Genomic DNA, 18,978 nt, shown 5'->3' on the forward strand with positions numbered 1-18,978 from the left:
ACCCGAACCCGGACAGGACCAGCAAATGAAACCCGTGGACCATTACCTGCAACGCCAGCGGATCGCGAAGGCGCTGCCCTGGATCCAGCCCGGGGCGCACGTGCTCGACGTCGGGTGCTCGGACGGAGCGCTGTTCGGGGAGGGTCGCCTGGCATCGGGGGTCGGGGTCGATCTCCTCGACAGTCCCATCCGGTTGAGCCCGCCGTTCGAACGGCGGACCGGCGAATTCCCGTCGATCATCGGACCGGACGAGCGCTTCGACGCGATCTGCATGCTCGCCGTGGTCGAGCACCTCGATGACGACACCCTTCGCGAGTGGGCGGCCAGCGTGCCCGGGATGCTCACCCCGGGAGGCCGACTGATCCTGACCACCCCTTCCCCGCTGGTGGATCACATCCTGCACGTCGGGATCGCCCTGCACCTGCTGGACGGGATGGAGCTGCATCAGCACCACGGATTCGACCCGGCGACGGTCCCCACTTTCTTCGGCACCACCGGGCTGCGGCTGCTCTGCCATCGCCGCTTCCAGCTCGGCCTGAACCACCTGTTCGTGTTCGAGTCGGTGCGACGATGACCCGGCGGCCGACGCAGGAGCGCAAATGCCGGACATGACCGCCGCGGACCCCGCGACGATCGAATCCCCGTCGCCCCAGGCGGCAGTCGGGGCCGCCCCGCCGCGGCGGTCCGCCGGGTCGGCGCTGCGCGGCGTCGCGCGACGGAACGCGCTGTTCCTCGGGCTCCTCGCCGGCGGCCTCGTGCTTCGGGTGATCGTCGAGCTGGCCTACCTTCCGGCGCTGCTCTTCCCGGATTCCTACGTCTACCTCGACAGTTCGGCGCATCCGCTCCAGCTGTCGAACTTCCGGCCGGGCGGGTACCCAGCACTGCTGGCGGTGCTGCATGCGACCACGCACAACCTGGCCGCCGTCTCCTGGGTTCAGCACGGGCTCGGGCTCGCGACCGCCGCCATGGTCTACGCGCTGCTCGTGCGGCTCAGGGTTCCGCGCTGGGCGGCCGCGCTGGCCACCCTGCCGGTTCTGGTCGACCCGCTCTGGCTCTCCCTCGAGCAGTTCGTCATGGCCGACATCGCCTTCATCTTCGTGCTCACCGCGGCGCTGACCGTGATCGCATGGCGAGCACCGACACCGGCCCGCTGTGTCGTGGCCGGGCTCCTGCTGGCCTTCGCCGTCGTCATCCGGCTCGACGGGTTGCTGCTGTTCGTGCCGGTACTCGTTTACCTGCTGCTGCAACGCAGGCGGTGGTCGGTCCGGCTGGTCAGCGCGCTCACACTGATCGCGGCGTTCACGCTCCCGATCGTCGGCTACGCGTCGCTCTACGACACCCAGCACGGGTCGTTCAACCTGAGCGACTACAACGGCCTCTGGCTCTACGGCCGGGTGGCCCGGTTCGCGGACTGCCGAACCGCCGCGATCCCGGTCGATGAACGCTACCTGTGCCCGACCCAGCCACCGGGTCAGCGGCCGGTGAGCGACTGGTACATCTGGAACCCGAAGTCCCCGGCGGAAGTCCTTCCGATCGTCGTGAGCCACGCGATCCTCACCGACTTCGCCGAGCGGATCATCCGCCACCAGCCGGGGGCCTTCGTCGGGGCGGTCCTCAGCGACTTCTGGCGCGACTTCTCCCCCACCCGCTCCACCCGGGCGACCGATCCGCCGACCGACGGCGTGTTCAACTTCGGGCCCGGTCTGCCGAAGCTGACGACGGAGTCACGGCTGCCGGTGCCACCGGCCGCCTTCATCCGGCCCTACGGCGGCGGTCCGATGCGGGTGAACCCGGGGCTCGCCGGTTTCCTGCACGGCTACCGGCGCGACATCGAAACGCCGGGGAGCCTGGTCGGCGTGCTGCTGCTCGCCGGGATGCTCGCCGGCATGGGCGTGGGCCGGGCCCGGCGTCCGGAGCTGCGCGGGCCGAGCTTGCTCTTCGCGTTCAGCGCGCTCGCCCTGCTCGGTGTCGCGGTTGCCGGTTCGCAGTTCTCCTGGCGCTACACATTGCCGGCGCTCGCGCTGGCGCCGGCGGCAGGTGCACTCGCCGTCACCTGCTGGCGCGGCCGCGCGAGTTCACCGCCGGCGGCTCGGTTGGAGACCGGGGCACGGGAGAGTCGATCGGCTCCGCCGGCGAGCTGAGCCTTCGGCGCGCGACGAGCGCCATCACGCCGAGCACGCCCGCGATCGGGGCCAGGGGCAGGGCGGGGATGGTGTAGCGCCAACTGAACTCGGCCGTAGCCATCGCGACCCCCAGCACCGAGATGGACGACACGCTGAACAGCAGCGCGGGACCCGACGGCCACACCCGCCGTCGCCGGCCCGCCGCGATCCCACCGGCCAGACCGAGCAGGATCAACCCCCCGACGACGGGACCGGGTGTCTCGATGACCCGCTGGTAGCCGTGGAGGAATCTGGTCAGCGGGAGGCTGCCGGTCCGGGGGCCGCCGCCGAACTGCGCGAGAAAACGACTCGTCGACGGGGCCGGCGGGGTCTCCATGCTGAGCACCGGGTAGCCGACCGGGAAGGCGAGTGCGGCGTCGGTCGGGGAGTCGGTCGGCCGCGCCGCCCGGGTCAGCGCGAAGCTGTGCCAGAAGTCGGCGAGAACCGCGTGGACGTAGTCCAGCGGCTGGTGTTCGAGGATCCGCAGGTCGAAGGCTCGAACGACGGCGTCGGAATCGGCGCTCGGGTAGTGCAGGTAGATCCGAGCCGGTGACTTCTTGTTCCACACGTACCAGTCGGTGATCTCGCGATGGCCCAGCGGCTGGGTCGGGCAGAGGAACCGCAGGCCGCCCGGGATCGGGACCCTCGAGCAGTCGGCGAAGCGGGCGATCCGCCCGTAAAGGATCAGACCGTCGTACTGGCTGAGACCGAAACTCCCGTTGGCCGCCTGGAACCACAGGGCGTAGCCGAGCAGCGGAACGGCGAATGCCGCCAGCGCCGCCCCCGCGGCGGCGAAGCGACGGCGGCGTGCCGTCTGACGGGCGAAGGCGTACAGCACGATCGGCGCGATGATGACCAGCCCGTCGAGTCGGGCCAGCACCGCCGCGGCCAACAGCAGGCCGCTCACCGCACATCTGGCCGGGGATGGTCGCGGGTGCCAGACCAGCACGACGAGCGCCAGGAGCAGCAGGGCGGTGTACAGGGTGTCCGACAGCACCCACTGCTCGAGGTTGAGCTCGAACGCGTCGAACAGGGCGGGCACGGCGGCCAGTGCGGCGGCCCAGACCGGAGCCCCGAGCCGGAGAAGCACGCCGTACACCAGGCCCGCGATCAACAGGCCGAGCAGGTGCTGGACCACGGGGACCGCGAACAGCGAGCGGGCCGCCCCGTCGACCACCCACAGGAACAGCGGATACCCGATCGGCCGGGCGACCGGGGGGGCCAGGTGCTGAACGGTGTGCAGGTAGTCGACCGAGTCGGGGAAGATCAGCGCAGGTCGGTAGGCGAACTGCACCAAGGTACGAATCGCGAGTCCGCCCAGGAGCAAAGCAGCGAACAGCCGGTGCTCGCGGGCGAGCCGGGCGAGCTTGCGAGCCGGGCGGCGCAGCACCGGATGACCAGGTGCGTCCGCGACCACCCTTCCCTCCGTTCGGTGCGCCGGGCTCCGGACATCCTCCCATGTGCGCCTGGACCGCTGTACGCGCTGCGCCGCACGGTCATATGCTCGCCGTGCTGCGGGAGGGTCGCATGATCACGAACAAGATCAGCGGTAACGCCGTGCAGAGCGTGCTCTGCCAGCTGACCCCGGGACAGACCGTCTACGCCGAGCCCGGGAAGTTTCTCTGGAAGACCCAGAACGTTTCGCTGGAGACGCGACTCAGCGCCCCAGCCGGGAACCAGGCGGGGGCTCCGGCGGCCAAGGCAGGGCTGCTCGGCAAGGCCCTCGACGTGGGCAAGCGGGTGCTGGCCGGCGAGCGCCTGGCATTCGAGTACTTCACCACGATGGGAGGCAACGGCCTGGTCAGTTTCGCCGGGGTCATCCCGGGTGAGATGCGGATCCTCGAGCTCGAGCCCGGCACCGGCTGGATGACCGAGCACGGGGCCTTCGTCGCAGCCGAGTCGACGGTGGGCTTCGACATCGCTTTCACCGGCCTGCGCGCCGGGTTGCGCGGCGGCGAGGGTTTCGTCCTCGAACACTTCACCGGGCCCGGCACCGTGGTCATCGCGGCGGCCGGGAACTTCATCGATCTCAACCCCGCGAAATACGGCGGAACGATCCAGGTACACACCGGCTGCATCGTGGGTTTCCAAGACACCCTCTCCTACAGCGTCGAGCGGATCGGCGGCCTCGGGACCCAGACCGCCATGAACGCGGTGTTCGGCGACGGCGCCACCGTCGCCACGCTGACCGGCGACGGCCAGGTCCTGATCCAGTCGTTCACGATCCAGGCCCTGGCCCGAACCCTGGAAGGCCACATGCGCGGCCAGGGCGAGGAGCGCAAGTCCGGACTCGGCAATCTCGGCGGGCTCGGGGACCTGCTCTAGGCACACCGGAAGCGGCGGCCCTTCGGACCGTCGCCGGGCAGATGGAGAAAAGCAGATGGGCTTTCTGGACAAGGTCAAGGCACAGGCCGAACAAGCGGTGACGAAGGCCCAGCAGGGGGTGGCCCAGGGTCAGGCCAAGCTCGACACGATGCAGGCCCGCAAGCAGCTCGACAAGCTGCTCCGCGACCTCGGGGCCGCCGTCTACGCCGAGCAACGGCAGGGCGGTCCGGGCACGGCGGTGGCCACCGCCGTGAGCGCGATCGACCAGCATGCCGCAACACAGGGGCCGATCGACCTCAGCGATGGCCCGGCTGCGCCACAGCCGGGCGTTCAGCCGGGCGTTCAGCCGGGCGTTCAGCCGGGCGACTTCACCATCGACGGCTGACCCGAGCGGGCCGCGAAACTTATCGGCTCGGCGGCACCCGGCGCCCCCGGTACCGTCGGTGCATGGACCGGACGTCGCGGTGGGGGCCGCCGGCCCGGTTCAGATCACTGTGGCGGCTGCGCGGCTTCGTCCGCCCGTACGCGGCGCAGATGGCGACCATGCTCGCCTGCGCCCTGCTCGGCGTGGGCGCCGGCATCGTCATTCCGCTCGTCATCGAAGCGGTCGTCAACGGGCCGATCCGGCACGGCCACCGCGCGGAGCTGTTTCCGCTGTTCGGCGCGGCCCTCGGCCTTGGACTCGCCGAAGCCGGACTGATCTTTCTGCGCAGGCTGGTGATGACCACGGCCGTCCTGCGCGTCGAACAGGAGATCCGGGACGGCCTCTACGCCCACCTCCAGCGGCTTCCGGTGGCCTTCCACGACCGCTGGCAGACCGGCCAGCTGCTGTCCCGGGCGACCACGGACCTCGGAACGATCCGCCGCTTCCTGGGCTTCGGGGTGATCTTCCTCATCGTCAACACCGTTCAGTACCTCGTCGTGATCGCCCTGCTGGTCGGGCTCTACCTCCCGTTGGGGCTGCTCGTCGCGGTCACCAGCCTGCCGGTGATCTGGCTGGGGCGGAGCTTCGGGATCGGCTACTCCAGCGTGTCCAGGCGGGTCCAGGACCAGCAGGGCGACGTCGCCACCCTGGTCGAGGAGGCCGCCTCCGGCGTCCGGGTGGTCAAGGCCTTCGGCCGGGGTCCGCTGCTCCAGGATCGCTTCGCCGTGTCCACCGGACAGCTTCGCGGATCGTCCTTGGACAGCGTGCGGCTCCGAGGTCGGTTCTGGGCGCTGCTCCAGCTCGTGCCCAACCTGACGATGGCGATGGTCGTCCTGCTCGGGGGCCTGGCGGTGGCCCACAACCAAATGTCCCTCGGCGCGCTGGTCGCATTCACCGCGCTGTTCGTGCTGCTGCAATGGCCGGTCATCGACCTCGGCTGGATCCTCGCGATGGGCCAGGAGGCGGCCACCGCGGCCGACCGGATCTACGAGGTGCTCGACACCACGGGCGCGGTCAGCGATCCGCCGCACCCGATCGCCCTGCTGCACCCGCGGGGACAGCTCGCCTTCGAAGGGGTCGCGTTCCACTATCCGGGCTCGGACGAGCCGGTTCTGCGCGCGGTGAACCTGGAGCTGGAGCCCGGAGAAACGGTCGCGGTCGTCGGGGTGACCGGGTCCGGTAAGAGCACCCTGACGGCTTTGCCGATCCGGCTCTACGACGTCACCGCCGGGCGGATCACCCTCGACGGACACGACGTCCGCGACCTGGGTCTGTCGACGCTGCGCCGGGCGGTCGCGACCGCGTTCGAGGAGCCGATCCTGTTCTCGATGAGCGTCCGGGAAAACCTCGTGCTCGGTCGGCCGGACGCGACCGACGCGGAAATCGAAGCCGGGCTGGAGCTGGCCCAGGCCGACTTCGCCTTCGACCTGCCCTGGGGTCTGGAGACCCGGATCGGCGAGCAGGGCCTGTCGCTCTCCGGCGGCCAGCGGCAACGTCTCGCACTGGCCCGGGCGGTCATCAGCCGACCAACGGTGCTCGTCCTCGACGACCCGCTCTCCGCGCTCGACGTGCACACCGAGTCGCTGGTCGAGGCGGCGCTGGGCCGGGTACTTCGGGACACGACGGGACTCCTCGTCGTCCACCGGCCGTCGACCGTCGCGCTCGCGGATCGGGTCGCGCTGCTCCAGGACGGCGTCATCACCGCGACCGGCAGTCACAGCGAGCTCATGCAAATCCCCGCCTATGCGGCGATCCTCTCGGTCGACCCCGACGCGTGGCGGACCGCATCATGACGACGATCGAGCAATGGCGGGGGGTCGCCGCCGAAGGCGTCGACGATCTGCCGGGCCGGGTTTCGGTGCTGCTGCGGCGGCGCACCCGTCGCCTGCTCGGCTCACTGCTGCGCCCGCACCGGCGCGCAGTGGGGCTGATGGGCGTCACAATTCTCGTCGGCAATCTGGCTGCGATGGCCGGCCCGTACCTCGTCGGGCTGGCCATCGACCGGGGCATCCCGGACGTCCGGCACGGCGACGACACGACCCTCGTCGTCATCGTTGCCCTGATCGTCGCGAGCGCGGGCCTTCAGGCCGTGCTCTACCGAACGTTTCTGGTGGGTGCCGGTCGGATCGGGCAGGACCTGCTCTTCGATCTGCGCCAACGCGTCTTTGCGCATTTCCAGCGCCTCAGCCTCGCCTTCCACGAGCGCTACACCTCGGGGCGGATGATCTCCCGGCTCACCTCGGACCTGGATTCCATCAACGATCTGCTCGACGCCGGGCTCGACACCCTGGTCACCGCGGCCCTGTCCATCGTCAGCGTCGGCATCATCCTGCTGGTTCTCGACCTGCCGCTCGGGCTGGTGGCATTGGGTGCCTTCCTCCCGCTGCTCGCGCTCAGCCGGTGGTACCAGCGACGGTCGACCGTCGCCTACCGCCGCACCCGGGAGGCGATCGCCCTCGTCATCGTGCACTTCACCGAATCGCTGCGCGGGATCCGCGCCGTGCACGCCTTCCGGCGCGAGCCCCGCAACGACGAGATCTTCGAGCGGCTCAACGACGGATACCGGACGGCGATGAGCCGCTCGTTCCGGCTGCTCACCTTCTACTGGCCGGGCATCCGGTTGATCGGCAATGTCACCACCGCGGCGATCCTGCTCTACGGCGGCTTCCGGGTGATCGGCGGCTCGACGAAGGTCGGTGTGCTGGCCTCGTTCCTGCTTTATCTGCGCCGTTTCTTCGAGCCGATGGCCGACGTCAGCCAGTTCTACGATTCATTCCAGGGAGCGGCCGCCGGGCTGGAAAAGCTGGCCGGCGTACTCGACGAGGAACCCAGCGTCGCGATGCCCAGGCGATCCACCGCCGCCCCGGCCGACGGCTGGCTCGGTCGGGTGGAGTTCCGCGACGTGCACTTCGCCTACCGCGCCGGCCCGGAGGTCCTGAGCGGGTTCGACCTCGACGTTCCGGCCGGGCAGACGGTAGCGCTGCTCGGCCGGACCGGGGCCGGTAAGAGCACGGTCGCCCGACTGCTCGCCCGGCTCTACGACCCGACTCGGGGCGAGGTCCGGGTGGACGGCGTGCCGCTGACCGCCCTGTGCGAAGCCGACCTGCGCCGGGGGGTGGCAATGGTCACCCAGGAGAGCTTCCTGTTCTCCGGGTCGGCGGCGGACAACATCGGGTTCGGCCGGGCGGACGCCACGCGCGCCGAGATCGAGGCAGCAGCCCGGGCGATCGGCGCCCACGACTTCCTCAGCGCCCTGCCGCTGGGATTAGACAGCGACGTCGGGAAGAACGGCTCCAACCTGTCCGCCGGGCAAAGACAGCTGATTGCGCTGGCCCGGGCCTTCCTCGCCGACCCCGCGGTGCTGATCCTCGACGAGGCGAGCTCGTCCCTCGACGCCCCCACCGAGCGGGCGGTCCAGCACGCGTTGCGGACGCTCCTCGCCGGGCGGACCGCAGTGATCATCGCCCACCGGCTCTCGACAGTTGACATCGCCGACCGGGTCCTCGTCCTCGAGCGGGGCAGCGTGGTCGAGGACGGCCGGCCGGAAGCCCTGCTGGCCGTTCAGGACGGCGAGTATGCCGCCCTGCATCGGGCCTGGCGGGACAGCTTGATCTAAGGCCCGAGGCGGGTGGGTGGCGATCGGGTCGCACAGGCCCGGACAATCAGGCAATGGACGCCGAGTCGAAGCTTCCCCGCCAGCTCCCAGGCCACGATCATCCGGATCCGGCCTGGCGGCGCCCGGCGCCGCGCGGGGACTCCCGGCTGCCGGTCATGGTGGCCGTCGTCGCCGCGATCGTTCTCCAGGCGGTGCTACCGAACCAGCTCGGTATTCGACCGCGATGGTTGATCCCGGCGCTGGAGTCCGCGCTGTTCCTCGGGCTCACTGTCGCCAACCCGACCCGGGTCAACCGGGACCACCCGGTGCTGCGGCTGACAAGCCTGGTGTTCACCGCGCTGATGACCCTGGCCAACGCCGTGTCCGCGAGCCTGCTGATCCACAACATCCTGACCGGTCACCACGGCAGCGACAACGCTACTTCGCTGCTCGGTACCGGGGCGGCGATCTACCTGACGAACATCGTGGCCTTCGCGCTTTGGTACTGGGAATTCGATCGGGGCGGCCCGGTAGCGCGTGCCACCGCCCGGCACCGGCATCCGGACTTCCTCTTCCCACAAATGGCCAACCCCGAGATCGCCGATCCCGACTGGCGGCCCAACTTCGTCGACTACTTCTACGTGAGCTTCACCAACGCCACGGCGTTCAGCCCCACCGACACCATGCCGCTGTCCCGGTGGGCGAAGATGCTCATGCTCCTGCAGTCGGCCATCTCGGTGGCCGCCGTCGCGCTCGTCATCGCCCGCGCGGTCAACGTCCTCAAATGACCCGGCGCTCGCCGGCGAGCACCGATTGCAGGCCGCCCAGAACCGGCAGCCACACGTCCTCGAGCTCCTCGACGGAAGCGGCCGCACCCGAGTCCGGCTCGTCGACGTCGAGCCGGACGACGCAGCCGTCCGCGGCCGGGCGGAGCAACCAGCTGATATAGGTCGAGCCGAGGTAGCCGCCGTGGTCGATCGAGTAGCACAGCGCCCGGGGGGGTTGCGCCAGCAGCACCTCTCCAGCCAATCCGATCGGCGCGGGACCGGAGAGCTCGAGCGCGGCCCCCGGCTGCCAGGTCGACCGCGCGGACAGGCCGTGCAGATAGCGGCGGGTCAGCTCCGGGCAGGTAAGCGCACCCCACACCTGCTCAGCCGGGGCGCCGGTCAGGAAGCGGAAGGTGTGGGTGGACAGCACGCGGACTCCCCCCGGGGCTCGGTGGGCCTTCGCCGACCGATCGACCGTGCCCCGCGGTTCGGCCACGGTCAAGCGGATCCGCCCAACCCGAGCCGTCCGGTGGACCCGCAAATCGGGCGAATCCACCGCAGCCGGGCCCCCGCGGCCCGGAGGCGCCCCCGGGCTGGAACACTCGGGAACCGCCACACGAGGAGTCGCCGATGGCCACGCCCGACGAAGCACAGCGCGCCGAGCTTTCGGCTCGCCGTGACGCCCTGCGCGAGCGCCACCTTCGGCCGGTGTCGGAGCGGCCCGCCACGAACGGGCGGGGGATCCACCATGCCGCGCTGATCTGCCGGGACCCCGAAAGCACCATCGGGTTCTACCAGGGCCTGCTCGGCTTCCCGCTCGTCGAACTCGTCGAGAACCGGGACTACCCCGGCTCCTCGCACTTATTCTTCGACCTCGGGAACCGGACGCTCCTCGGCTTCTTCGACTTCCCGGGCCTTGGCCTGGCGCCAGCGGCGGAAGCGATCGGTGGCGTCCAGCACATCGCCATCTCGGTTCCTCCGGACCGGTTCGCGCGGCTCCGCGAGATCCTCGACCAGGCCGGGATCGAGTACCACGGCCCGGACCGCGGCATCGAAGAGTCGATGTACCTGCGCGATCCCGACGGCATCCAGATCGAGCTCTTGCGGGACGATCTGATGTTCTTCGCCGGGCGGACCCTGGACGCGCCCGAGCCCGCGCCGGTCAGCCGGAACCCTCGGTAGGCCCCCGATGGGTCGGGTCGTCGTCTTCGGAGCCACCGGCTACACCGGAAACCTGGCCGCCCGCGCCTGCGCGGAACGCGGGCTGCGACCGGTGCTCGCCGGCCGGAACGAGGCCGGTCTCCAAGCTGCCGCCGCCGAGCTCGGCGGCCTGGAGATAGCGGTCGCCGACGCCGGGCGGCCGGACACCGTGCGCGCGCTCGTCCAGGCCGGCGACGTGCTGGTGACGACGGTCGGGCCATACCTCCGGTACGGGGAGCCGGCGCTGCGCGCCGCGGCCGCCGCTGGAGCACACTACCTAGATCTGACCGGCGAGACCGGCTTCATCCGGCGCGTCTTCGACGAGTACGGGACGGTGGCGGAGCGAGCCGGCGTCACGATGCTTCCCGCGTTCGGTCACGACTGGGTCCCGGGCAACCTCGCCGGAGCGCTCGCGCTCCGCGACGCCGGTGACACCGCCCGGCGACTCGAGATCGGCTATTTCGACTACCTGCCCGGCAAGGCATACACCGGCCTGCCGCCGAAGATGGCTAGCAGCGGCACCAAGGCAACGATGGCCAGCGACGCCAACAGCACGTCGTACGCCTTCCGCGGGGGCCGGCTCGTCCCGGAGCGGATGGCCCGCACGGTGCGCCGTTTCGTCGTGGACGGGCGAGGGATGCAAGCTGTCTCCGTCGGCGGCACGGAGCAGTTCGCCCTTCCCCGGCTCTTCCCGGCCCTGACCGAGGTCGAGGTGTACCTGGGCTGGTTCGGGCAGGCGAGCCGGCTCGCCCAGGCGGCGTCCGCCGGTCAGCAGCTCGCCGAGCGGCTCCCCGGGGTCGCCGCGCTACGCGCCCGGTTGTTCGAGCGGGCCCTTGCGGTCACCGGTCAAGGACCCGCGCCCGGCGCCTTCGAACACGCCGAGTGCCGAACGGTCGCGGTCTGCCGGGACGGTGCGGGCCGGGAGCTGTCCCGGGTCGACCTGCGCGGACCAGCCGATGCGTACGCAGCCAGCGCCGACCTGTTGGCCTGGGGGGCCGAGCAGCTGGCCGCAGGGCGCATGCTGCGGGCCGGGGCGTGCGGCCCGGTCGACGCGTTCGGGCTCGACGCGCTGGAGTCTGGTGCCGCCCGGCTCGGCTACCACCCGCTCTGACCGCCGCTGACCGCGGTTCACAGCCAGTGCACGCGGCTGTCATGGCATCGGCATCGGAGTTGGCAGTGCAAATTCCATCAAGGCTTCACTGAGACGGAGCGCCCGATTGTGTGTCGGTGTCGCGGCAGGTGACTCATCGTCGAACTCGTGCGACGACTCCTCGACCGCGGCAACCGCGGAGTAGCCGACCTCACGCAGCTGAACGGCAATCGCGGTCGAGCAATGGTGGTCGAGCGCCGGGCCAGGGGGCGGCGGAAGGGCGGGAAGCGCTCATGCCTCACACCCCTGGCATGTCCGCCAACGGCCGAGCAGTTGCCATCGGCCCCAACCCTCACCGCCCGCTATGCGTCCGGCGTCCGGCCGATGCCACGCCGCCGCCGGAGGCCGTAGCCGCCGGCTATCAGCAGGACGAACGCGGTCAGCGGCACGGCGGTCGACAGCCCCGTCATCGCTAGCGCTCCGCGGCTCGCGGCCGGCGCGGTGCCGGGGGCCCCCTTGGCCGTCATCGTCGGCGTGGTCGTGCCGGTGGTTCCGGTGATGGGGAGCGGCGTGAAGGTCTTGGTCTGGCTGGCATAGACCACCTCGCCGGTCACGGAGCCGTTCTTGGCGGGCAGCCGCGCGTTGTCGGCGTACGCGATTCCCGCCAGGTGCGTGCGCGGGTTGACCGCCAGCTCGAAGAAGTCGAGCAGGCTACGGTCGCTGCTGCCGGGGCCGACGCCGCACAGGATGCCCTGCAGACAGATGCCGCCCCGGTGGTTGGGCAGCGCCGAGAGCGCCTGGCTGGTGATGGTGGGGTGGGCCGTGTCGGCGGCGCGGACCTGCGCGAAGTGCGGGGTGTAGACACTCTTGTCGCTGCTCGGCACGCCGTTCGGCGACTCGTACCACGCGAGGTCGATGACCCCCGGGGATACCGCGGCGCCGGTGTTGTAGACCGTCGACCCGGGCCCGCTGATAGGCAGGTCGTCGAGCTTGATCGGTGCGCTCCAGTGCGCGCCCTTGTCCGTCGAGTAGGCGTAGTAGGTGTGGAACTTGTCCGTGCCGACGTTGCCCCTGTTGTCGTTGAACACGACGTAGACGTTGCCGGCCGGGTCGAGGAACCCCCACGGGAACAGGGTGCCGGTCTGTTCCTCCTTGCTCGGGTCGGTGGGATCCGGCTTGGCCACCACGGCGTACTTGTTGGTCCAGGTCTTGCCCGCATCGGCCGAGTGGGCGACGACCAGACCGTGTACCGGCCCGAACGGCGGCACCCCGACGGTGGGGTTGGCGTTGCTCTGGAGGTCGGAGATGGAGTAGACGACGTAGAGGTCCTTGCCGTCGGGGTCGACGAGGATGGGGCCGCTGAAGGTGTTGACGCCCTGGTCAACAAGCGACGCGGAGCTACCAGCGGTAGGACCGATCGCCGCTCCGGGCGCGGTCACCTGATCGGGGCTATTGACCAAGATCTGGTCGGCCGGAGACGTCGTCCAGGTCTTGCCGGCGTCCTTGCTGACGGCGATGAACTCCGCCTCAGCCACGAAGTCGTGGTAGACGAGGTAGGTGGTCTTGCCGTCGGGGGAGTGACCAAGCCACTGCCGGTCCTGCTCGGTTCCAGCCGAGCGTCCGGCGTCGAAGGTCTTGCCGTAGTCGTGCGAGATCTTGACGTTCGAGTCGGTGACTTCGAGATCGGCCGACAACAGGGTGCCGTCGGGGAGGAAATCGAGCGCGGAGTCGCCACCTCCGTTGGGTGAGGTGGTCGTGTTGGTGGTGAAGGAGTTGCCGTCGTTGGCCGAGAGCCAGTAGCTCACGCCGCCTCCGCCGGGCGTCGAGATGGCGACGTGCCGGCCGTCCGGCGCGAGCGCGAGCGACGGTTCGCCGTAGTTCGGGGTCGCGCCCAGTCCCTGGGTGGTGAACCCGAAGGGTCCGTAGGGTCCGGTGTAGTCCGTCGCCGGTCCCGCCGCTGCCGGCACGAACGCCGTACCGACCCCGACGACGAGCAGAGCACCGGCCATCAGCACGCGGGCCCTACGCATGGCGCCTCCTCTCGGATCCGTACCGCGTGGTTCGACGCCATCGTCGCGACTCCTGCCGAGAATCAGCCCCGGTACGCGGACTCCTACGCCGGGACCCGTTCGGCCGGGGTGTCATCCTGTGGGGGCGATACCCCGCCTGCGACCGAGTTCCCAGCGAGGCAGCGGCTGGGTCCCCCTCGGGGGCCGAAACCGCGCGCGCGGAGGCTGCCGGGGCGAGGTCCTTGCCGCTCTGTGCGCGCTCGAAGCGCGAACCGGTTCGGGGGTGTTCACGCTCCGTGACGTGTTCGCCGAGATGCGTGCAGCCGGAACCAGCTATGCGGAGGCAACCGTGCCCAGCGCATGAAGGGCGAGCCTGAACGCCCGCCGTATGTGCAACCGGAGATGGGCCGGACGGAGGGGTTCTGCCGTCGGCGGCGTAGCTCGGGTCGAGCGGACGTGGGAGATGAGGATCAAAAGGTCCAACGAGTGGCGCCGCCCGGTTCCTTGCTCATCACCGCGTATGCCTTTTCGGGGGTGAACTCGTAGACGTACCAGGGCGGCGGGCCGGCACTTGGGGCGCTGTCCTCGTGAGTGAAGCCGCCGTCGGCCACCGAAGGCGCCCACCCGCCGCCGGCGAACACCTTCGCGAGGCGCCGACCCGGACCTGAAATCCTGGTCTGCCGTGGAGTGCTCGTGACTGACGCTGGTGGTCTCGGGTCCTTCGCCAGCAGGCGATCGTTTCGTGGACTCGTGGGCGAATGTCGGCAGTCGCGCTTGCCCAGTGCCAGTTGGCAGCCGGGCGGAACACCCCCTCGCCGCGGATCCTCATCCGCCGTTCAGACCTGGATCACCGTCACGTCGGGCATCGCCTGGTAATCGCGATCCTGGGTGACGACGGGCAGTCCGCCGGCCACGGCCGTGGCAGCGATGAGAGCGTCCAACACGGGTACCCGGCGCCGTCGGCCGCGCAGATCGGCGACGAGACGTGCGAACACGCGAGCGACCTCGACGTCCACCGGGAGTGGATCCCACGTGGACTCGACGGCGGACAACGTGGCCAGCCGTGTCGCGCGTTCCTTCTTACCCGCTTGCAGGACGCCGAGAGTCAGCTCGGCCACGGTGATCACCGAAACCTCGGTCTCGTCGACGCCGGCGAGTTCGCCCAAGGGCCGACCCTTCTCCGTGGCCACGAAGAAGGACGTATCGAGCAGCGCTTTCACAGATCGTCCGTGGTGTCGGGCAGTGATTCGCGCACATCGCGCAGCAGCCCACGATCGGCTGCGCTGCGCTGGACCACCGCGAGCGCGGCTGCCAGGGGGACAGATCGACGGCGTCGCAGGGGGATGAGTTCCGCCACCGGCCGACGGTCAACCGTCACGGTCATTCGCTCACCTTGCTCGACGCGGCGCAGGACTTCACTGACCCTATTGCGCAACTCTCGGACAGATACGGACACGGTCATAGCCCAAGAGCGTAGCACATGTAGACACGCCGTGGTAAGTGGAGACGAGGTGACTCGCACCCTTGCCAGCTCGCCCCCCGGCAACCGGGTGTCCCGCCCGGTCGAGGCCGGGGAGTTGATCGCGCCGTCACCGTTCTTCGACCGGGACGGGTGTAATCGCCCGAGGTCAGCCCGGGCCGGTACCGGAGCTCACCGCGACCAGGTCGACGACGAAGATCAAGGTCTCGTTGGGGCCGACCGCGGGCGGGCTTCCCGCGGCTCCGTAGCCCAGGGCCGGAGGGATCACGATCTCCCTTCGGCCGCCGATCCGCATCCCGACGATGCCCTGCCCGAAGCCGGGCACCACCTGGGTCAACGCGAATGTCGTCGGCTGCCCGGGCGTGTCCGTCCACGAGGCATCGAAAACCTTGCCCCCGGCGAAGTTCACGCCTTCGTACTGGATGGTGACCGTTTCGCTGGTACTGGTCACGAGGGTGCCGTGACCGACGACGATGTCGCTCGTCTCCAGCCGCGAGGGGGGCGCCCCGGTCGGCACCACGATCTTCGGCTCCGTCCCGAGTGCGGTACTCACCGAACCACCGATCCCGCCGGAGGACTGCGTCGCGGCGGGATGAGTCGATGCACCGCAACCGGCGAGGAGTCCGATCACGGACAGGCTGGCCAGGATCGTCACTGGGGAACTCCGCATCACGCCACCCTACCGACGTACGGCATGCTTGCCAGACATGCACAGGGAACATGGCCGGTTCGGCCGCCCGGCGACGGTGAGCCTGCTGCTCGTAGCGCTGCTCGCCGCCGGGTGCAGCAGCGGAGCCCCGCCAGGCCCCGCACCCGCCGTCGAGGCTTCGGCCGCGGCCCGCGCTGCCACGATCTGCGGCCAACGTCCAGATCCACCCGCCCACTACCGCCACGTGGTGTGGATCTGGATGGAGAATCAGACCTACCGCACGGTGATCGGCTCGTCGGCCGCTCCCTACGAGAACGCGCTCGCGCGCGGCTGCGGTCTGGCCACCAACTATCACGGCGTCGGCCACCCGTCACTGCCCAACTACCTGGGCGCGACCGGGGGATCGACCTTCGGGGTGAACGCCGACGTCGACCCCGCTTCGCAACCGATCACCGGTACCTCGTTGTTCGCCCAGGTCAGCGCGGCGCACCTGTCCTGGCGCAGCGAAGATGAGTCGATGCCGGCCAACTGCACCCGGCAAAGCAGCGGGCTGTACGCGGTCAAACACAATCCAGCGGTGTACTACTCCTCGCTCCGCGCCCAGTGCCATGCCGACGACGTGCCCTACACCGGGTTCGGGCCGACCCTGCCGTCGTTCACCTTCGTCGCCCCTAACCTCTGCAACGACACCCACGACTGCCCGGTCTCGACCGGGGATACCTGGCTGGCGCGCAACCTCGGGGCGTTGCTCGCGAGCCGCGCGTATACGGCCGGCCAGACGGTCATCTTCATCACCTGGGACGAGGGTGAGAATTCGGCAAACCACATCCCGACGATCGTCGTTTCGCCGTCGACACCGCGCGGGGTCTCCGTCTCAACGCGGTTCGACCACTACAGCCTGCTCGCCACCGCGGAGCAGTTGCTCGGCCTTCCCAGGCTCGGCGCCGCCGCCAGCGCGCCCAGCATGGTCGCCAGCTTCGGTCTCTGAACCGCGCGGAAGGGTGCACCCAGCAGCCAGTCGCCGCGCTGCGCCGCATAGTCCACGACCACGAGGGTTGGGCTGACGGGTCGCAACCCGCCGAGGCGGGACTGCTGCATGTCTGGGAGGAAGCCGGCGTCCCAATCGTCGCTGACCAGGCGGCAGAGCTCGACCGCGAGCCGGCTCTCGTGTCGGGTCGCGGGTTACTTGAACGTAGGGGTGCGGGTTGGAGTTCAGGTTATTCCGGAAAACCTGAACGTGCGACGGCGCCTACAGCTAGGGTTGAACTACAAAGCTGTGAGTTCAGGTTTCGGGCCTACGACCTGAGCCTGACGGCAAACGGCGGAGGCCGAGTATTGGACTTTGCAGCCATCGGACGGTCCCCGATCGGGCGCCTCACCTCCATCACCGGTATTGATCCAAAGACGGACACCCGCTGGGACTACTGGGCCTTCGTTCCGACCCCTCTCCCAGACGCACCCGCGCTGGCGCTGGCCACCCTGGATCTGGCGACGAAAGCGGCCATGGAGGTGGCGCGCCTGGATCAGGCGGTATCGCAGCTCCCCCGGCCGGAGATCCTGGTCCGGCCGATCGTACGGCGCGAGGCGAAGAGCACCTCCGCGCTCGAAGGCACCTTCGCGAGCTTCGACGAGGTGCTGGAGTCGGACTTCCTTGAGGACCGGCAGTTGTCCTCGGAGCAGCGGGAGATCCGGAACTACGTCCTGGCGACGGACGAGGCGGTGCGGCTTCTGCCCACGCTGCCGATCAGCCGTCAGCTGGCCGGGAGGCTTCAGAAGGTCATCGTCAAGGGCACCCCGGACGACTCCTGGGACACCGGTGACATTCGGCAGCGCCAGGTGGCGATCGGGCCGAAGAACCGTCCGATCGCCGAGGCGCGCTTCGTGCCGAGTCCCCCCGGCGACCAACTCACCGAGGGCGTGAGTGACTGGGAAAAATGGCTGAACGCCGACAACCACGTCCCGATCGTGGCGAAGATGGCACTCGCGCACTACCAGTTCGAGACCCTGCACCCCTTCGCGGACGGCAACGGACGGCTCGGTCGGCTGATCGCGATCCTGCAGCTCATCCAGGAGGGCATCCTGCGCTGGCCGGTGCTGAACCTTGCGCCGTGGCTGGACGAGAACCGCGACGCCTACCAGGACGGTTTGCTGCGGGTCACCGAAACCGGCGACTACGACCCATGGGTGTGCTTTTTCGCCGAGGCGGTGCGTAAGCAGGCGCACGACGGCGTCGAGAAGATCGCTCGGCTGCTGCGTCTCCGTGATGACATGGTCTCCGAGCTGCGGGCCGGCAGTGTCAGAGGTTCAGCGCTGCACATCGCTGAGAACCTGATCGGGTATCCGGTCATCGACGTCCCGACCGCCCGGGACATGATTGGCAAGACGTTCGAAGCCGCGAACCAGGCCGTCGCGCGTTTAGTGGATGTCGGCATTCTCCGGGAGATCACCGGGCGCCCGCAGAATCGACTGTTCGTCTGTCAGCGCGCGTACCTCACGATCCAGGAGTGACGCCCGCGAGCGGTCACCTTCGGTGACCAGCCGAGGCAAGGGGCCGTTGATGAAGGTCATGGACCGGTCGACTATCGACCGCCTCGCTTCAAGTCGCACATCGCACCGAGTTTCTTACCCTGCGGTCGTACACAAGCGCCGCTCTGCGTCATCCTGTCCGGCCCGCCGCTGCACCGATCGGTAATGCCGGTTCTGCTGCGCCTAAGGACGGTTGAGTCAACGCAGTCGAACCGGCGCTATTCACCGTCAGTCAAGGCCGCTCCGGGTGCTCTCCTACGGGGCAAGATGTCGGGCATGACACCGGACGCGATCCTGACCACTGAGCGGCTAAGCCTCCGGACGTGGCGGTCAGGCGACCTCGATGAACTAGCCCAAGTGTTCGCGGACCCCCAGGTGTGGTGGTTCCCGCTACAGCGCGGCTACACCCGCGACGAGACCGAGTCGTTCCAGTGGCGACAGTTGGCGGAGTGGCAAAGACAGGGATGGGGACTTTGGGCCGTCGAGTACAAGGGCAACCTCATCGGGTACACCGGCTTTGCGCTACCGACTTTCCTGCCTGAGGTCATGCCTGTTCCGGAAATCGGCTGGCGGCTGCACCCGTCGTACTGGGGTCGCGGTATCGCGACCGAAGCCGCGAACGCGGCCCTAGTACAAGGCTTCACGGTTCTCGGGTTCAACGGGGTGGTCAGCGTCTGCGAGCCCGATAACACGGCGTCCGCGCGCGTCATGGAACGCATCGGGATGACGCTCGACCGCGACACCATGCACC

The 18,978-nt window shown here is 69.5% G+C and carries 19 protein-coding genes; 12 read left to right on the top strand and 7 right to left on the bottom strand.

The window, feature by feature from the left end; all coding sequences use genetic code 11:
- Window positions 1–25: 25 nt before the first annotated feature.
- Together VNG13_07305 and VNG13_07310 are read left to right on the top strand one after the other, a co-directional pair.
- Window positions 26–574 carry a methyltransferase domain-containing protein gene (locus tag VNG13_07305; GenBank protein HVA60329.1) on the top strand — a complete coding sequence of 183 codons (549 nt, stop codon included), beginning with the start codon at window positions 26–28 and terminating at the stop codon, window positions 572–574.
- A gap of 25 nt (window positions 575–599) precedes the next feature.
- Window positions 600–2,141 carry a phospholipid carrier-dependent glycosyltransferase gene (locus VNG13_07310; protein ID HVA60330.1) on the top strand — a complete coding sequence of 514 codons (1,542 nt, stop codon included), beginning with the start codon at window positions 600–602 and terminating at the stop codon, window positions 2,139–2,141.
- Here the strand turns inward: VNG13_07310 and VNG13_07315 are convergent.
- Complete coding sequence (locus tag VNG13_07315; protein HVA60331.1) at window positions 2,050–3,579, bottom strand: hypothetical protein; 1,530 nt, start codon at window positions 3,577–3,579, stop codon at window positions 2,050–2,052. The genes VNG13_07310 and VNG13_07315 overlap by 92 nt on opposite strands.
- Before the next feature lie 110 nt (window positions 3,580–3,689).
- On the opposite strand from VNG13_07315, the gene VNG13_07320 reads away from it, so the two are divergent.
- The 5 genes from VNG13_07320 (at window position 3,690) to VNG13_07340 (ending at window position 9,294) form a co-directional block, all read left to right on the top strand.
- Entirely contained in the window at window positions 3,690–4,487 is a 798-nt protein-coding gene (locus VNG13_07320) for an AIM24 family protein (GenBank protein HVA60332.1), read from the top strand.
- 55 nt (window positions 4,488–4,542) lie between these two features.
- Window positions 4,543–4,872 carry a hypothetical protein gene (locus VNG13_07325; GenBank protein ID HVA60333.1) on the top strand — a complete coding sequence of 110 codons (330 nt, stop codon included), beginning with the start codon at window positions 4,543–4,545 and terminating at the stop codon, window positions 4,870–4,872.
- 62 nt (window positions 4,873–4,934) lie between these two features.
- Window positions 4,935–6,704 carry an ABC transporter ATP-binding protein gene (locus tag VNG13_07330; GenBank protein ID HVA60334.1) on the top strand — a complete coding sequence of 590 codons (1,770 nt, stop codon included), beginning with the start codon at window positions 4,935–4,937 and terminating at the stop codon, window positions 6,702–6,704.
- Window positions 6,701–8,527 (top strand): ABC transporter ATP-binding protein, encoded by a 1,827-nt coding sequence (locus VNG13_07335; protein HVA60335.1) that lies wholly within the window; start codon window positions 6,701–6,703, stop codon window positions 8,525–8,527. Before VNG13_07330 ends, VNG13_07335 begins: the two co-directional genes overlap by 4 nt.
- A gap of 53 nt (window positions 8,528–8,580) precedes the next feature.
- Complete coding sequence (locus VNG13_07340; GenBank protein ID HVA60336.1) at window positions 8,581–9,294, top strand: hypothetical protein; 714 nt, start codon at window positions 8,581–8,583, stop codon at window positions 9,292–9,294.
- On the opposite strand, the gene VNG13_07345 is transcribed toward VNG13_07340, so the two are convergent.
- Complete coding sequence (locus VNG13_07345; protein HVA60337.1) at window positions 9,287–9,703, bottom strand: SRPBCC domain-containing protein; 417 nt, start codon at window positions 9,701–9,703, stop codon at window positions 9,287–9,289. The genes VNG13_07340 and VNG13_07345 overlap by 8 nt on opposite strands.
- Before the next feature lie 200 nt (window positions 9,704–9,903).
- On the opposite strand from VNG13_07345, the gene VNG13_07350 reads away from it, so the two are divergent.
- Both VNG13_07350 and VNG13_07355 read left to right on the top strand, forming a co-directional pair.
- Complete coding sequence (locus VNG13_07350; protein ID HVA60338.1) at window positions 9,904–10,455, top strand: VOC family protein; 552 nt, start codon at window positions 9,904–9,906, stop codon at window positions 10,453–10,455.
- A 7-nt stretch (window positions 10,456–10,462) separates the two neighbouring features.
- Window positions 10,463–11,584 carry a saccharopine dehydrogenase NADP-binding domain-containing protein gene (locus tag VNG13_07355; protein ID HVA60339.1) on the top strand — a complete coding sequence of 374 codons (1,122 nt, stop codon included), beginning with the start codon at window positions 10,463–10,465 and terminating at the stop codon, window positions 11,582–11,584.
- 341 nt (window positions 11,585–11,925) lie between these two features.
- Here the strand turns inward: VNG13_07355 and VNG13_07360 are convergent, their stop codons facing one another.
- The 5 genes from VNG13_07360 to VNG13_07380 form a co-directional block, all read right to left on the bottom strand.
- Window positions 11,926–13,593 carry a sialidase family protein gene (locus VNG13_07360; protein HVA60340.1) on the bottom strand — a complete coding sequence of 556 codons (1,668 nt, stop codon included), beginning with the start codon at window positions 13,591–13,593 and terminating at the stop codon, window positions 11,926–11,928.
- 449 nt (window positions 13,594–14,042) lie between these two features.
- Window positions 14,043–14,213, bottom strand: coding sequence for a pyridoxamine 5'-phosphate oxidase (locus VNG13_07365; protein HVA60341.1), 171 nt, complete (start codon window positions 14,211–14,213; stop codon window positions 14,043–14,045).
- Window positions 14,214–14,408: 195 nt separating this feature from the next.
- Entirely contained in the window at window positions 14,409–14,792 is a 384-nt protein-coding gene (locus VNG13_07370; protein ID HVA60342.1) for a PIN domain-containing protein, read from the bottom strand.
- On the bottom strand, window positions 14,789–15,034 hold the full coding sequence (locus VNG13_07375) for a type II toxin-antitoxin system prevent-host-death family antitoxin (protein HVA60343.1): 246 nt from the start codon (window positions 15,032–15,034) through the stop codon (window positions 14,789–14,791). Before VNG13_07375 ends, VNG13_07370 begins: the two co-directional genes overlap by 4 nt.
- A gap of 166 nt (window positions 15,035–15,200) precedes the next feature.
- A complete protein-coding gene (locus VNG13_07380; GenBank protein ID HVA60344.1) occupies window positions 15,201–15,722 on the bottom strand; it encodes an FKBP-type peptidyl-prolyl cis-trans isomerase in 522 nt (173 codons plus the stop codon).
- Window positions 15,723–15,759: 37 nt separating this feature from the next.
- Here VNG13_07380 and VNG13_07385 point away from each other — a divergent pair, with 37 nt between their 5' ends.
- From VNG13_07385 to VNG13_07395, 3 genes are all read left to right on the top strand, one after another.
- Window positions 15,760–16,689, top strand: a complete 930-nt coding sequence (locus VNG13_07385) for an alkaline phosphatase family protein (GenBank protein HVA60345.1) — start codon at window positions 15,760–15,762, stop codon at window positions 16,687–16,689.
- A gap of 179 nt (window positions 16,690–16,868) precedes the next feature.
- Window positions 16,869–18,209, top strand: a complete 1,341-nt coding sequence (locus VNG13_07390) for a Fic/DOC family N-terminal domain-containing protein (GenBank protein HVA60346.1) — start codon at window positions 16,869–16,871, stop codon at window positions 18,207–18,209.
- Between the two features lie 294 nt (window positions 18,210–18,503).
- On the top strand, window positions 18,504–18,978 hold a 475-nt coding region (locus VNG13_07395), incomplete at its 3' end, for a GNAT family N-acetyltransferase (GenBank protein HVA60347.1).

The organism is Mycobacteriales bacterium (genome assembly GCA_035533475.1).
Taxonomy (GTDB): domain Bacteria; phylum Actinomycetota; class Actinomycetes; order DATLTS01; family DATLTS01; genus DATLTS01.